The sequence below is a fragment of the Mesorhizobium sp. M0139 genome (assembly GCF_040322455.1).
Taxonomy (GTDB): Bacteria; Pseudomonadota; Alphaproteobacteria; order Rhizobiales; family Rhizobiaceae; genus Mesorhizobium.
In genome coordinates this window covers 46,659-60,999 of sequence record NZ_JAMYTN010000015.1, presented here as the reverse complement: position 1 = coordinate 60,999, position 14,341 = coordinate 46,659, and the positions used below count along the sequence as shown (strand labels likewise).

Below are 14,341 nucleotides of genomic sequence, written 5' to 3'. Positions count from 1 at the left end.
GAGCCGGCGCATCCCCTCAGGGATGCGCCGGGACAAACGGTTCAAGAATGGTGGATTTCCGTTCCCAGCACCTTCAGGCATTCACGGATGAACGCCGCAAGCGCGGTCCAGCCTTTGGCTGAAACCATGGTCCCATCGACATAGGCGTCGGTGGGAGACAAATCGATATAAGTGCCGCCGGCAAGCGTCACCTCCGGCTCGCAGGCGGCGAGCGCCGCCACCTTCTTGCCGCGCACGACGCCGTCGACCGCGATCAGAATCTGGACGCCATGGCAGATCGTGAAGATCGGCTTTTTCGCCTCGTGGAAATGGCGCACCATTGCCTGTATCCGCTTGTCGGTGCGGATGTATTCGGGGCCACGACCGCCGGCGCAATAGACAGCGTCGTACTGGCTCAGCTGCTTCTCGGCGTCGGCAAAGGTCTTGTTGATCAGCGCATTGTGGCCGGGCTTTTCGGTGTAGGTCTGATCGCCCTCGAAATCGTGCAGCGACGTCTTGATCATGTCTCCGGCGCTTTTGTCGGGGCACACGACATGAACGGTGTGTCCCACCGCTTCCATCGCCTGCTGATAGACGAAGATTTCATACTCCTCGGTGAAATCACCGGTCAGCATCAGGATTTTTTTGGCTGGCATGTCTTTCCTCTCGGTTTGTTTCAGGGGCGAGGTGCACTGCGCGCCTCCTTCCGGTATCGAAATCGGCTCAGAACGGGGAGTACAATTCGTAGGCGGCAGGCTGGGCGAACAGCGGCGCGCCGCGCTTGAGGGTGCCTCGGACAAGACATCGCCAGGCTACTCGAACGCAGGCAGGAGCCTGTCCCGCGAATTTTCGATGTGCGCACGCATGGCTTTTTCGGCGGCGTCCGGATCGCCCCCGGCAAAGGCAGCGAGAATAGCCTCGTGCTCGTCGAGCGCCTCTTCGGTCACCCTGGAGTGATACATCAGGCGGAAGATATGGAAGTGGGTATGCTGGTGATTCAGCGTCTCGCGAATGAGTTCGTTCTGGGCGAACTCGACGATCTTGTCGTGGAAGATCGCGTCCTGACGGGCGAAGTTCGAATAGCGCAGGCGTTCGTCCTTGCCGACCCGCCGAGCCATGACGCCGGCCGCCTCCTGCAGCGCGGCAAGGCGCTCGCCGTCCATTGTTGCGGTGGCTTTGGCCGCGGCGGCAGGTTCAAGCAATAGACGCAGCTCGTAAAGCTCGTCGAAGCGCCGGCGGGTGATTTGTGGGGCGGCGCGATAGCCGATCAGGTGGGTTTTCAGAACCAGCCCTTCCCCCTCCAGCCTGCCAAGCGCTTCACGAATGGGGGTATGCGAGACGTTGAATTCCTTGACGAGATTGTCGACGGTGATGCGCGATCCCGGAGCAATCCTCAAAGACATGAGCTGCGCGAAGATTGCTTCGTAAACGTCGCCAGCCAGACTGTTGGCGCGCTGAATACGACCGGTCGCACGGGCTTCATTGTCAACCGTCAGGTCCGTGTTCTGCATCGTTTGCCTCTTGACAGAACCACCCACTAACATGATGCTCCGCGAAACTCAATCCTATATCCTATACGATTTTATTAGAGGGGTATCGCATGATCATGACCTGCAGCGCCGAGGTCGGCCTCTGGCACGAAGCCAAGCCTGTCGGCTTCCAATCCGTCTTCGCAGGATCTTGTGCATGAGCTTGTTTGCAGCGGCGCGCCTGCCGAGCGAGATTCTATTTGGCAAAGGCCAGCGCCATGTCCTGCCTGCCATTGCCGCCAAATATGGACGGCGTGCGTTCGTCTGTACCGATGAGCGCTTCGCGGCGACGTCGCAGTTCGCCGAGATTCTGGCTGGCTTGCACAACGCGGTGATCGAGGCGCTGGTCTTCGACCGAACGCTGCCGGATGTGCCGCGCGACAGCGTCGCCACCTGCATTGCGCAGGCGAAGGATTTCAAGCCGGACATGGTGATCGGCATCGGGGGCGGCAGTTGCCTCGACATGGCCAAATGCGCTGCACTTCTGCTCAGCCACGGCGGCAAGCTCGAGGACTACTATGGCGAGTTCAAGGTACCCGGCCCTACCCTTCCGGTGGTCGCAGTGCCGACGACGGCTGGAACAGGCTCCGAGGTGACCCCCGTCGCCGTGATCTCCGACCCGGATCGGACGCTGAAAGTGGGTATCGCCAGTCCGCATCTCATCGCGGCAGTGGCGCTTTGCGATCCGGATCTGACGGTGACCTGTCCACCGTCCTTGACGGCGATCGCCGGCGCCGACGCGCTGACGCACGCAATCGAGGCCTTCACAGCGGCCAAACGCGGCGCCGACCCTCATTTGCCGCAACAGCACGTGTTCATCGGCAAGAGCGCTCTGACCGATCATTTCGCGCTTCTGGCCATCAGGCTGCTCGGCCGCAGTCTGGAAAAGGCATATCGCGACGGATCGGACGAGGATGCGCGCGCCGACGTCATGATGGGAGCGCTGGCCGCCGGTTGCGCCTTCGGTACGGCGGGAACGGCCGCCGCCCATGCGGTGCAGTATCCCGTTGGCGCGCTTACCCACACCCCGCATGGCCTGGGAGTGGCCACGATGCTGCCCTACGTGATGACCTACAATCTGGCCGCAGCAGCCGCGGAGATTGCGGAAGTCGGCACTGCTCTTGGCCTTTCCCGTCAGGGCGGCGGCGACGCCGATGCCTTGGCGCACGCCACCATCCGTGAGGTGAGCCGGCTGTTTGGCGCCATCGGCATCACACCGACATTGGCCGAACTGGGTCTTCCCGAAGACAAGATCGACTGGACGGCCGAGCAGGCGCTCGGCATCGAGCGGTTGATCAAGAACAATCCGCGTCCGTTCGACCGCGCCGCGATGCGACAGCTGGTCAGGGCTGCCTATGACGGCGACATGTCCGCCACCATGATGTGATCGACCAGGAGTTCATCCAATGAACATTGCCGCAGGCATATCCGACGAGGATCAAGATATGTTCGACTACGCCACGGTCTCGCACGGTCTCTACATTGGCGGACGCTGGCGGCCCTCATCGGAGGGCCGCGTGATCGAAGTGGTCGATCCCTCGACCGAAGCCGTGATCGCTGCGGTTCCCGACGCCACGCTCGCAGACGCCGCCTCCGCCGTCGACGCGGCCGCAAAGGCGGCGGCCGGCTGGCGCGAGACCCCGCCACGCAGGCGATCGGAAATCCTGCGGCGCTGCTTCGAACTGATGACCGAACGGGCGGAGACGTTGGCCGCGCTGATCTCGCTGGAGAACGGCAAGGCGCTGCGCGATGCGCGCGGCGAAGTCGCCTATGCGGCGGAATTCTTTCGCTGGAACGCCGAGGAAGCGGTCCGCATCAACGGCGAGTTCGGCCTTGCGCCCTCGGGCGCGAACCGGATCATTGTCGACTACCAGCCCATCGGCATTTGCGTGCTCATCACCCCATGGAATTTCCCGGCTGCCATGGCGACACGCAAAATCGCTCCGGCGCTCGCGGCCGGCTGCACGGTGATCCTGAAGCCCGCCAGCGAGACGCCGCTGACGGCCTATGCGCTTGCGGCGCTCTACGAGGAGGCCGGCGTGCCGCCCGGCGTCGTCAACGTGCTGACGACCTCGACCCCCGGGCCGGTGACGGCGGCCATGCTGGCCGATCCGCGCGTGCGAAAGCTGTCCTTCACCGGCTCGACCGGCGTCGGCCGCGTGCTGCTGGCCGAAGCCGCAAAGCACGTCATTTCCTGTTCCATGGAGCTTGGCGGCAACGCACCCTTCATCGTCTTCGACGACGCCGACCTGGAAGCAGCCCTCGACGGTGCGATGGTTGCCAAGATGCGCAACGCCGGCGAAGCCTGCACGGCCGCCAACCGGCTTTACGTCCAGGCCGGCATCCATGATGCTTTCGCGGAAGGCTTGAGCAAACGCATGGCGGCACTCAACGTGGGCCCGGGCACAGACTCAGACACAGAATGCGGGCCGATGATCACCAGGAAGGCTGTGCACAAGATCGACCGGCTTGTGCAGGACGCCGTTGCCCGCGGCGCCAAAATCCTGTGTGGTGGCGGCGTATCTGAAGGCAGAGGCTTTTTCTATCCGCCAACGGTGCTCAAGGACGTGCCGGCCGACGTTGCCATGGCTCACGAGGAGATCTTCGGTCCCGTGGCGCCGATCAGTCGCTTCGACAGCGAGGCGGAGGTCATCGCCAAGGCCAACGACACAGAATACGGTCTCGCGGCCTACATCTACACGCGCGACCTGGCCAGAGGAATGCGCGTGGCATCAAAGATCGAGTCGGGCATGATCGCGCTCAACCGCGGCCTGATGTCGGATCCGGCGGCGCCCTTCGGCGGAGTCAAGCAAAGCGGGTTGGGGCGAGAAGGCGGCCAGAAGCATGGCGTTGCCGAGTTCATGGAGGCCAAGTACATCGCCGTGACCCTGTGAGCGGACATCCCGCCAAAGATCCGTTTCGCATTCGCGATCATGTGGTCGAGTTCGACGACATGGTCGCCGAGATCGTTCGCAGAAGCGAGGAGACCAGGGCGAACGTTCCCATGGTCGCCGATGTCGCCTACGGGGCTGACGCCACCGAAACCATCGATCTGTTCTTTCCCGAGGGCAAACGGGACCGCCTGCCGGTGCACATGTTCATCCACGGGGGCTATTGGCGCATGTTCTCCAAGCGCGACTATTCCTACGTCGCCGAGACCGTTACGAACGCAGGCGCGATCGCGGTCATTGTCGACTACGCGCTGATGCCGACCGTCAGGATGGCCAGGATCGTCGACCAGGTGCGCCGCGCCAAGCGATGGGTATTTGACAATGTCGCACACCATGGCGGCAATCCCGGCCTGCTGACCGTTAGCGGTCATTCCGCCGGTGCGCATCTGGCAACAATGCTTTTCGACGGTGACGAGCGGCCTTCCGGCATCAAAGCTGCGCTGCTGCTTGGCGGCCTTTACGACCTGAAGCCATTGCAGATGTCGTTCCTTGCCGCGGAGATCGCGATCACCGACGAGGAGGCCCGCCGATTCTCGCCGATCGACCACAGTTTCGATCCATCCGTGGGCGTAGATATCTCGGTCGGCGCCGATGAAACGCCGCCGTTCCACAGCCAGGCCGCACTCTTCACGGACCACCTTGACACACAGGGACTGACTGTTTCGCGCACCACCCTTGGTGGGGCCAATCACATGAGCAGCGTCCGTGACCTTGGCTTGGCTGGTACCGAGGCCGCGTCACTGCTGGCCCGCGTCGTGGCCGCCTGAGACTTCCGCCAGAAGCGCTGCTGGGCGCGACCGTTCTTCAAAGTAGCGTCGCAGCATCGAGGTGCCGACAGCGGTGGCAAATCTTCCGCCACCGGTCGCCATACCGTAAGCCCGCCGGCGATGTCGACGTCGACGTGGTTCATGCTTTCCAGCGTGATTGAGCTTGATAACCGACGTCGGCGATCGCCGTCATGCAGGCAGCCCAGTTGAGTTCTCAAGGCTGGCCGGCCAAAGACGCCCTTCAGGGGAGAGCGGGCCGACGTTCCGCAACACCGGCCCGCAACCTCAGAATATGATAGCCCGCGGCACCCCGGAGAAGGGAATCTGCGCTCTCACACCAGCATCGACTGCTGGGCGAAGATGCCCGCCATCGCGCCGTGCGATATTGCCAGGGTGACCGATGGCGGCGTGAGGGGGTTGGCGAGGTCGCCCGCGGCGTAGATGCCGGGCATGCTGGTTTCGCGGCGCTCGTCGACCTTGAGGATTACGCCGAGGGGCGTATCGACCGTGGCGAGGCCCAGTGATTCATGCAGGCTTGCGGACGGCTTGTTGCGCGGATGCGCGAACAGGATGTCGACCGCGACCTTGGGGCCGGTATCGAGCTTGACGGTGGCGTTATGCCCCCCATGATGGGCGATCTCGCTGATCCGGCCGTCGACGACAGGTATGTTGCGGCGCGCCAGACCGGCCCGGATATCGGGCGGAATGTCGTGACCATCAGCGAAGACCGTCAACCTGTCGGTCCAATCGTGGAACAGCCTGACCTGATTCATCGACTGTGGGCCGGACCAGACGAGGCCCCAATGCTGGCCGGCGACTTCAAAGCCGTCGCAATAGGGGCAGGGCACGATGGACGTGCCCCAACCTTCGGCAAAGCCCGGAACATCAGGCATCTGGTCGGCGACGCCATAGCTCAGGATCAGCCGGCGCGCGCCGAGGCTTCCGCCATCGCCAGTGAGGACGGAGAAATCGTCGATGGCCCCGGAGAGGCTGTCGGCCCGGGCATTGACCAGCTTGATCGTGGGATAGCGCGCCAGCTGCCGCCGCGCCTCGGCCAGGATGTCCAGCGGTGGCTTGTGATCGTGGCCGAGCAGGCCATGCGAGTGGCCGGCGAAGCGGTTGCGCGGCAGGCCGGTATCGAGAACGGTGACCTTACGGCGGGCACGGCCGAGTTGCAGGGCGCCGGCGAGACCGGCAAAGCTGCCGCCGATGATGATGACGTCATCCATGATGGGCTCCGTGTTGTGGATGAGGGGCTGGTTAGACCTGGTTGAAACCTACCCATCGGCTTGCGCATTTCAGAAACTACATGGTATCGTAATCCAAGAATTAGGATACTGTCAAGGACTGGAATTGTCGTGACCGAAAATAGCCAGGGCCGGCGCGGCCGGCCCGCCAACGAGGCGCTTGGCCAAACGATACTCGACGCTGCGTCCGAACTCTTTGTGGAATTGGGGTTTCAAGCGACCACATTGGACAAGGTCGCCCAGCGGGCGAAGATATCCAAACTCAGCATCTATCGGCACTTCGAGAACAAGGAGGCGCTGTTCAGCGCGGCCATCGCGTCCGGCTGCCATCAGTTGTTTGCACCACAGGCCCTTCTTGAAGGCGTCGGCGGTTCGGTCGAGGATCAGCTCATGGCGGTGGGATCATCCCTACTTCGCACGCTGTTGAGATCAGATGTCCGCAGTGTCGAAGCCATGGTCATGGCCGACCAGACGAATCCAAAGTCCTTAAGCAAGCTCCATTACGAAGCCGGCCCCGCCCATGTCATCGCCCAAATCGAGGTCCTGTTGCGTCAGTTGCACGCGAAGGCGGTTCTGAACGTGCCCGATCCTCTCCGGTCCGCCCGCTTGTTTGCCGCGCTTTTCAAAGGATCCGATCTTTTGATTATCGCACGCTTCGATGAGGCGAGAGCGGCGGACGACAACGAAATCGAATCCTATTGCCGGTCGGCCGTCGCCATGTTCATCGCTGCGCACGGCTAGCAGTCCGCCCTGCCCGCTAATCATTGTATTTCTGCGAAATACTCCGCTAGAGTCGGCGGCGCGATGGCGCCCATCCACCCCATGTCGATCGCGCCGGGTCGGGCTGCGCGCCCGCCGGTGAGCGGCATCTCCTACCTGCTCCGGTCACACAGCGCTGACCCTTGAGCGCCTCCGCCGACCTGTGAGGGCGAGGAAGAGAATGCCGGTTATGGCCGCGAGAATCGAGCAGATGAGGTGTCGATCGCCGCGAAGGGACACCTGCGGACGGAACGTTTTTGGTACACTTGAGTACGTCCATTCGTGGGTCGGGCTCCAGCGGCTCGTGCCCGACGCGCCCCGGGGAAGGCCGCTGGTGCCCGCGACAGATCCTTCCAAGGTGCGGGTCTGGAACGGCCCAAAAATTCTCTCGAGCTCCCGGAACATCGGTCCGCCCCTGTGGTTCGACAAGCAGCGGCACAGTCGATCCAACCAGGCATCGGCCCGCTTAGGACAGGCGCGAGGTCCCTACCCACAGATCTTGCGAAAATAGGAGCAAGCTATGCGAGCGTTGGTCTGGCACGGCAAGGAAGACATACGCTGCGATCAGGTTTCGGACCCGGAAATTGAGGATGAACGTGACGCGATCATCAAGGTGACGAGTTGTGCCATATGCGGCTCCGACCTTCACCTCTACCACAACTATGTGCCAGCCATGCTGCCCGGCGACATCATGGGCCACGAGATGATGGGAGAGGTCGTTGAGGTCGGCAAGGGCGTCAACGGCGCTCTGAAGGAGGGAGACCGCATCGTCGTGCCGTTCACCATAATCTGCGGTGAGTGCGACCAGTGCAAGCGACAGAACTTTTCGGTTTGCGAACGCACAAACCGCAAGAAGAATCTCGGTGACAAGGTGTTCGGGCACACCACCGCGGGTCTGTTCGGCTACACTCATTTGACCGGCGGCTATCCCGGGGGACAGGCGGAATACATGCGTGTGCCGTTCGCCGATGCCACGCACGTAAAGGTGCCTGACAGCCTTACCGACGAGCAGGTTCTCTTCCTCGGCGATATTTTTCCTACCGGATGGCAGGCGGCGGCACAGTGCGACATTGAGCCCACCGATACGGTTGCGGTGTGGGGCTGCGGCCCAGTCGGGCAGATGGCCATACGCAGCGCCCTGCTGCTCGGCGCCAAACAGGTGGTGGCGATCGATTGCCTGCCGGAACGGCTTTCCATGGCCGCGGCCGGCGGCGCCATCGCCATCAATTTCGCCGAGGAAAGTGTCGTCGAACGACTGCGGGAACTCACCGGCGGAAAGGGCCCGGAGAAGTGCATCGATTGCGTCGGCATGGAAAGCCACGTCTCGCTGGCCCAGCCCGATACCGTCTACGATCGCGCAAAGCAGTTGATGCTGATGGAAAATGATCGACCGCACGTTCTGCGTGAGATGATCTATGTCTGCCGGCCGGCCGGCGTGATCTCGATCCCCGGCGTCTACAGCGGGCTGGTCGACAAGATTCCGATGGGACAGGCAATGAACAAGGGGCTCACCTTCCGAATGGGGCAGACCCATGTCAACCGTTGGACCGAGGATCTGTTGCGCCGCATCGAAGATGGCCAGATCGACCCATCCTTCGTCATCACCCATACCGTGGGGCTCGAGCAGGGACCCGAGATGTACAAGGTGTTTCGCGACAAGCAGGACAGTTGCATCAAGGTTGTACTGAAACCGTAGGGAAATCGTCATGAACGTGATTGCCAAACTTACCAACATCACCCGATCGCCTGGCGATCCCAAAGTGCTGAAGACTGGGCAGAGTGCGGTCGCGGCCTCCGATGGCCTTGCCCGCAAGCTCGGCTGGTTCAGCATCGCGCTTGGCGTCGCCGAGCTGGTTGGCGCCGAACGGATTGCCGGCGCGCTCGGCATGCGCGGCAAGGAAGATCTGATCCGCGCTTATGGGGCGCGGGAAATAAGCAGCGGCATACTCTCGCTTTCAGTGGACAAGCAGGCCGGGCTTTGGAGCCGGGTGGCCGGCGACGGCCTGGATATCGCGACATTGCTGACAGCATATCGGCATGGCAACCCAAAGCGCGATAATGTAGGCCTTGCGCTTGCCATGGTCGCCGGCATCACATTGCTCGACATCATCGGTGCGAAAAGCGTGACCGCGCGCCACTCTCGGAGCAGGACCAAGCCACGCGACTACAGCGATCGAAGCGGCTTTCCCGGAGGCACTGCCGCAGCCCGCGACCGTGCCCGCTCGCAGCGTAGCCAGGAGGCCGGCGCAGCCTGATAGAGATTTCCGAACCCTGGCGCTATGCGACCTGGACAGGTGGCATCTCGTCAGGCCCTAACGCCAGAGGTGGTTGCTCTCGGCGAGCCGAGTTTGCTGGAACAGAGTGGACCGTCGCGCGGCCGTTCTCGCCGTCTCCTGGGTCACCGCCGCGCATGGGTTGTGTGGCCGGTGCGTTAAAGGCACGAAGCAAGCAGCGATCCGACCGGTGTCGAGCCTTCCATGTCTCTTGCCTTGGCAAGGTTCCGGCGATCCTCAGGCCGAGTCGCGTTCGGGAAGCTCGGTCTCTTCCGCCACCCCTTTCCGCAGGTCTCGGCGCAAGCGTTCCGCTTCGTCGGAATTATTATCGTCGTCTGTCCGCTCGAGTTCGCGATCGATTGTCTCGCGCGACCCCTCTGCCGGATCCTGTTGCGGAGATGTGTTCGGGCCGGTTTCGATCTTGCCGTCGCCGGGAACGGTGCGGTCGCGAGACTTCGTCATCTTCAGCTTCCCTTTCATCTGTCATCTGCCTCGGCATCTCCGATGGCATGAATTTTGGCCGCTTCCCTGCCGAACCGGATCGTCGACGCTTTGTTCCGGGAAAGCCCCCGCAGGTTCGTGCTGGTCGGCCCCGGGGCATTGGTCGATGCCCTTGCCGGGAAGCATCCTATGCCAATGAGGTCGGCGGCAGCCTCATCAATGTCGTTATCAACATATGGGCTGTGAAGGCGTTTTCGGCCCGGACACGCGAGCACGCCAGGCTCGCGGCGAGTTTTCGAACCGAAGCAGATGCGCAGCGTAACAACTGGATGTATACGGAAAAGGCTGCCTCATCCACGACATCGCGCTTTCGGTAATGGCCGGCGGCATGCTCGCCTGGGCGGTCCGGCAGCTGGTAGCGAACTGGTCATAGGCCTTTGCAAAGCCGCGTCGATGAAGCGGGTGCGGTAGCGCTGGTCGGTGTAGCGTCGAGGCATCTGTCAATCGGAGACAAGCGCGACCGCTTGTGGGACCTCACTGTTTTTCCACCGGGACTCGACATCTCACTATCATAGTTGATTGTGGCTGCCGGTGACCCTGCGTAATGGATAGCCATTCCAACTCTCCAACAGGAAAACGGTATGTTGTATCCGGGTCGGTTTTTGGGGCCAAGCGACATTGAGATGCTCGCCCAGGTTTGTCACACGGTCTGCAAAGAGCGCGCCCTACCTCTTGCTTCGCAGAACGGAGAGCGCATAGCTGCGCACATACTCAGGCTGTTTATGAACGGCTTGATTGGGCAGAATGAACTGCTTGATGCTGAGAGGAACTGGGCTCGTCGGCCTGACCGTTCGGTCCAGCAGACGATGTCAACTACGCGCACATGAGAGGCCGCGTGACCCAGTCTTGGTAGTCGGGAAGCCGCCAAGGCCAGTTGGGAACAAACCTGACATTTAAGCGTTTGTAGAGCCCTTCCACCGGGCAACTCACCGAAATGCTTCTTGCCGTGCATGATGCGATGTCGACGGCCGTTTTGGCGGGCAGGAGCGCCAATGCGGAAATAGTAGGCGTGGTCGACCTCACCAACAAAGCTGAGGTCGACATCGGCATCACCAGCTTGGGAAGAGCCATCCAGTTCGTGGCCAACGCCTCGGTGCTTGGATACGACATTCGCGGCGCCATGGTCTTCTATGGCGCGCCCGGCACCCCGAGCCTAAGGGCGAGAGAGTGCGAGCGCTTGTGGGCGCAGTTTGGCGGCGCGCTTCTACAGCCGTAGCTCCATCAGGACGTTCGCCCCGCCCGTTCTTGGTATGAACGCGTACGGAACTGAGGCGCTACCCAGCCGCAGCGGGAATGGCTCAGTGGTAGCTCTAGCTGGCGACCGCACTAAGCAGCTTTTCGGTGATGGGCTTTGAGCGGCTGAGCCAGCGTGAGAACGTTCGGCCGCATATCTGCCGGTGCCTGCTTTCATGTGACTGGGCGGGGCTATTGGGGAGCCGTGTTGACCGCTGGCCCTTAGCCGAGGGAAGCACAGTACGGCAACCTCGCTCTTTGCTGGCTAACATCCTTCCGCTCTCAGGGACCGGACCATGCGCACAACAACAGGGTCATACGGTTTCTTTTCGGATTTCCGATAATTCATTGTGAAAAGCGCAGCACGCTGGTTGCAGACCATAATTGCACGGACGTAGCGAATCTCGCCATTCTTGACCCCGGAGTAGCTGGCCCATTTCGGGGCTAGGCGCCGATAGGTCAGTCGCCAACCGGCCTTTTCGTCCTCGATCATGCGATGTTCAATCTCGGCGCGAAAACTTGCTTTGCCCAGTCGCGCGCCCCAAACGACCAGAAACGCGTCTCTTGGGCCCTGAAAAGCCGCGCCCTGCTCCGAATTCTGGGTCAGGACGAAATTCGGAGGAATATCGAAACTAAAGCCAAGCTGTCGGACGCCGAAGGGCTGCCACGCCTCGGCCTGAAGCAACGTGGTCCAAAAGAGAAAAACTGTAAGTCCCAGCAGTAGGCGTCGCATTGCTCTGATTTAGCGCTGGCTAACATCGTGTCCAGACGGACAGAGGTCCGTGACATAAAAAATATGCTTCATGGCCGCGCAGCATATGGACGCGGGATTCGCGATTGACGGCGTGCGGTCGAAACGGCTTCCGTCCCACGAAAGGAGAGGACGCAGAGGGAATTGGTGCGTCGGTATGATCGATTGGCAGAAAATTGGCGAGGCCGAATGTCCAACGTTCATTGCCCGCAAAAATGGGCGCCGGCTTCCTCTTGTGCCTAGGGAAGAAGAGCCGAATTATTCCCTGGCGGAGACCCTGATCTACCTCAGACGGGGCATGCCTCAGTAACTTCGCCGTGACCTGATCCCTTCGGGGAACAATCACATCGAGCTCCAGTTTGGCCTTCAAGCGAAAGCACTGATGGAGCATGCCATGAGATTTCCACACAGCAAGACGGCCGCGGCCGCCGTTTTCATTGCCCTGACCTCCCCCGCACTCGCCCAGACAAGCGGAACACCATCACCCTCGACACCTGCACCCGCTCCGGCAACCGAACCGCCGACCGCCGGACAGTTGCCGGATGCGACCGGACAAGCGGATGCACCAACACGCGAAATGATCCGCCAGATGGTTGAGCAAGCTGTCCGGGAGAGACTGCAGCAGGATCGCGGTTCCGAAGAAGGTTTCCGCGAGCAAGATAGTCGCAACTATCAAGGCGATCGCAACGAGGGTGCTGACCGCCACGATGAAGATGGCGGCCGTTGGCAGAACCACGGTGGCCGCGATCGTGGACACAGAATGGCTGGACGCTGGCATCATCAGCTGATGCGCAGTGCCGGCATGCGACTGATGTTCGGGCTGTTGGACACCGATGGCGACGGATCGGTTTCCGAGGACGAGGTTCAACGCGCGGTGGGCAGGATGTTCAGTAGCATTGACGAGAATGGTGACGGCAAGATCGATGCGGACGAGATCCAGTCCTTCATGCATGGCTCCAGCATGCATGGCACTGATAGCGAGGACACGCCGTAGCTGCCTTCAAAGTGAATGCCCTCCCTCGGACAAAGCGGGCGCGTGGCGGCCGATCCCGAAGAGGTGTCTCTTGGCTGTTAGGCGCCCGGCCAGCACCCTTTAGGCTTGAGCTATTCCCGCAGTCCCGCGAGACGCCAGCCGTGAAAAAAAAGGCTTCGCATTGCTGATCGAGGAACGATCGAAGCCGACCAACGCAAGGTCACTCGGGCGCTCGGTCTTCCAGCAGAACGAAGGATGCGGCGATCAAGTCGTCGCCATTGATACGTCCTTGGCTGTCCTCCAACATAGTTGCAACCTTGTGGAAGGCCATCATTTCACCCGCGTCAATCTGCGCTTCACGCATCTTGGCTGTGAGATCAGCCACGCGATTTCCTAACGAATGTGATTTTGCAGTCTCGCAATTCGACATGATTAGTCATCCTTTGCCTTGGCGTTTCACGCTGCCGAACGCAATGCTTCAGCGGATGTTCCGAATTTGGCCATCAGTCTTATGGGATAGGACTTGCGTCTGATTGCGGTTGGAAGAAGCCCGAACGGCGGAACACGCAGCCGGACGCCGAATTGGAAACCCACCGTCGATCGAAGTCCCTTGTCGCCGGTTGAGATCCCGCATCTTCACTGTCGAGAGGGTGGCGGGATCACCTTCCGAGGAGCGAGCGCATATGAGGTAATAGATATTTGGCAGATGTACTCACGGCCATCCTGCTCGCTTCTTTTGTCTGCGCATGTTCATTCTTTTCGGGAAACCCCATCTCTCCAACAACACGCAACAACCGCGTTGCTACCCACGATTGATGCGATGACAACTGCATCAACAAAGCAAAGCCTCTTCGCCTAAGGTGCGATTGCCGCGGGCTTTTCGACTTGAAGGTCGTCCAACAGGTCCCGGTGGTCAGGCGGTGGCGTTCAGCGGGAGCCAGGTAGACTCATCGCGAAAATCCCGCAGCGAGGCATGTCGCAAGTCCTCCTCGCCGCGTGCGGATACTGGAATCCGCCTGGCTCGTTGTGACAGGCATGCGAAGATGAGTGTCGGCGCATGGACGCGGAAAAACCCGCCAGCGTGAGCCAGCGGGCCTTGTGATGGGATGGCCCGCGCGTGCGGTCAAGGCTGCGCGGGCCGACCATGATGAATGAGGGGACATCTTGGTCACCGGCACGACCGATGAAGAACGAGCCGGGTGTGACAAAACACCCTTGGAGCGAGGATGTTCCCGTCCGCACAAAAAAGCCCGCCGGCGTGAGCCGGCGGGCAATCGCTATTTTGCCGTCAAGCGGACAGACCGCTTGCGGCCCACCCACTGCAGCATTTTTCCACTTTGAGCCGAAATCATTCTCAACTATGGTTCGCCAGGCTTAA

14 protein-coding genes are annotated in these 14,341 nt (G+C 61.3%); 8 read left to right on the top strand and 6 right to left on the bottom strand.

Going from position 1 to position 14,341, the window contains the following annotated elements:
* Nucleotides 1-41 precede the first annotated feature (41 nt).
* Entirely contained in the window at nucleotides 42-635 is a 594-nt protein-coding gene (locus tag NKJ58_RS24340; RefSeq protein WP_023667783.1) for a DJ-1/PfpI family protein, read from the bottom strand.
* Between the two features lie 156 nt (nucleotides 636-791).
* Nucleotides 792-1,490 carry a GntR family transcriptional regulator gene (locus NKJ58_RS24335; RefSeq protein WP_023682751.1) on the bottom strand — a complete coding sequence of 233 codons (699 nt, stop codon included), beginning with the start codon at nucleotides 1,488-1,490 and terminating at the stop codon, nucleotides 792-794.
* Nucleotides 1,491-1,665: 175 nt separating this feature from the next.
* Here NKJ58_RS24335 and NKJ58_RS24330 point away from each other — a divergent pair, with 175 nt between their 5' ends.
* From NKJ58_RS24330 to NKJ58_RS24320, 3 genes are read left to right on the top strand one after another with little or no spacing between them, the layout of a single operon-like run.
* Entirely contained in the window at nucleotides 1,666-2,895 is a 1,230-nt protein-coding gene (locus tag NKJ58_RS24330) for an iron-containing alcohol dehydrogenase (protein WP_352853984.1), read from the top strand.
* 58 nt (nucleotides 2,896-2,953) lie between these two features.
* Complete coding sequence (locus NKJ58_RS24325) at nucleotides 2,954-4,402, top strand: NAD-dependent succinate-semialdehyde dehydrogenase (protein ID WP_352498089.1); 1,449 nt, start codon at nucleotides 2,954-2,956, stop codon at nucleotides 4,400-4,402.
* Between the two features lie 41 nt (nucleotides 4,403-4,443).
* Nucleotides 4,444-5,226 carry an alpha/beta hydrolase gene (locus tag NKJ58_RS24320; protein ID WP_352498010.1) on the top strand — a complete coding sequence of 261 codons (783 nt, stop codon included), beginning with the start codon at nucleotides 4,444-4,446 and terminating at the stop codon, nucleotides 5,224-5,226.
* A gap of 332 nt (nucleotides 5,227-5,558) precedes the next feature.
* Here NKJ58_RS24320 and NKJ58_RS24315 read toward each other — a convergent pair whose 3' ends face one another.
* A complete protein-coding gene (locus tag NKJ58_RS24315; RefSeq protein WP_023667777.1) occupies nucleotides 5,559-6,455 on the bottom strand; it encodes an NAD(P)/FAD-dependent oxidoreductase in 897 nt (298 codons plus the stop codon).
* 129 nt (nucleotides 6,456-6,584) lie between these two features.
* Here NKJ58_RS24315 and NKJ58_RS24310 point away from each other — a divergent pair, with 129 nt between their 5' ends.
* From NKJ58_RS24310 to NKJ58_RS24300, 3 genes are all read left to right on the top strand, one after another.
* Nucleotides 6,585-7,214, top strand: a complete 630-nt coding sequence (locus NKJ58_RS24310) for a TetR/AcrR family transcriptional regulator (RefSeq protein WP_352519533.1) — start codon at nucleotides 6,585-6,587, stop codon at nucleotides 7,212-7,214.
* 538 nt (nucleotides 7,215-7,752) lie between these two features.
* Nucleotides 7,753-8,928 carry a zinc-dependent alcohol dehydrogenase gene (locus tag NKJ58_RS24305; RefSeq protein ID WP_023682758.1) on the top strand — a complete coding sequence of 392 codons (1,176 nt, stop codon included), beginning with the start codon at nucleotides 7,753-7,755 and terminating at the stop codon, nucleotides 8,926-8,928.
* Between the two features lie 10 nt (nucleotides 8,929-8,938).
* Nucleotides 8,939-9,487, top strand: a complete 549-nt coding sequence (locus tag NKJ58_RS24300) for a hypothetical protein (RefSeq protein ID WP_031199265.1) — start codon at nucleotides 8,939-8,941, stop codon at nucleotides 9,485-9,487.
* Between the two features lie 255 nt (nucleotides 9,488-9,742).
* Here NKJ58_RS24300 and NKJ58_RS24295 read toward each other — a convergent pair whose 3' ends face one another.
* On the bottom strand, nucleotides 9,743-9,967 hold the full coding sequence (locus tag NKJ58_RS24295) for a hypothetical protein (protein WP_352498008.1): 225 nt from the start codon (nucleotides 9,965-9,967) through the stop codon (nucleotides 9,743-9,745).
* Between the two features lie 997 nt (nucleotides 9,968-10,964).
* Between NKJ58_RS24295 and NKJ58_RS24290 the strand changes: the two genes are divergently transcribed.
* Nucleotides 10,965-11,222: a hypothetical protein gene (locus NKJ58_RS24290; RefSeq protein ID WP_245260390.1), complete on the top strand. Its 258-nt coding sequence runs from the start codon at nucleotides 10,965-10,967 to the stop codon at nucleotides 11,220-11,222.
* 282 nt (nucleotides 11,223-11,504) lie between these two features.
* Here NKJ58_RS24290 and NKJ58_RS24285 read toward each other — a convergent pair whose 3' ends face one another.
* Nucleotides 11,505-11,924 (bottom strand): hypothetical protein, encoded by a 420-nt coding sequence (locus NKJ58_RS24285; protein ID WP_245270154.1) that lies wholly within the window; start codon nucleotides 11,922-11,924, stop codon nucleotides 11,505-11,507.
* 460 nt (nucleotides 11,925-12,384) lie between these two features.
* Here NKJ58_RS24285 and NKJ58_RS24280 point away from each other — a divergent pair, with 460 nt between their 5' ends.
* Nucleotides 12,385-12,984: an EF-hand domain-containing protein gene (locus tag NKJ58_RS24280; RefSeq protein WP_352519532.1), complete on the top strand. Its 600-nt coding sequence runs from the start codon at nucleotides 12,385-12,387 to the stop codon at nucleotides 12,982-12,984.
* Nucleotides 12,985-13,183: 199 nt separating this feature from the next.
* Here the strand turns inward: NKJ58_RS24280 and NKJ58_RS24275 are convergent, their stop codons facing one another.
* Nucleotides 13,184-13,348, bottom strand: a complete 165-nt coding sequence (locus NKJ58_RS24275) for a hypothetical protein (RefSeq protein WP_023667766.1) — start codon at nucleotides 13,346-13,348, stop codon at nucleotides 13,184-13,186.
* Between the last annotated feature and the right edge of the window lie 993 nt (nucleotides 13,349-14,341).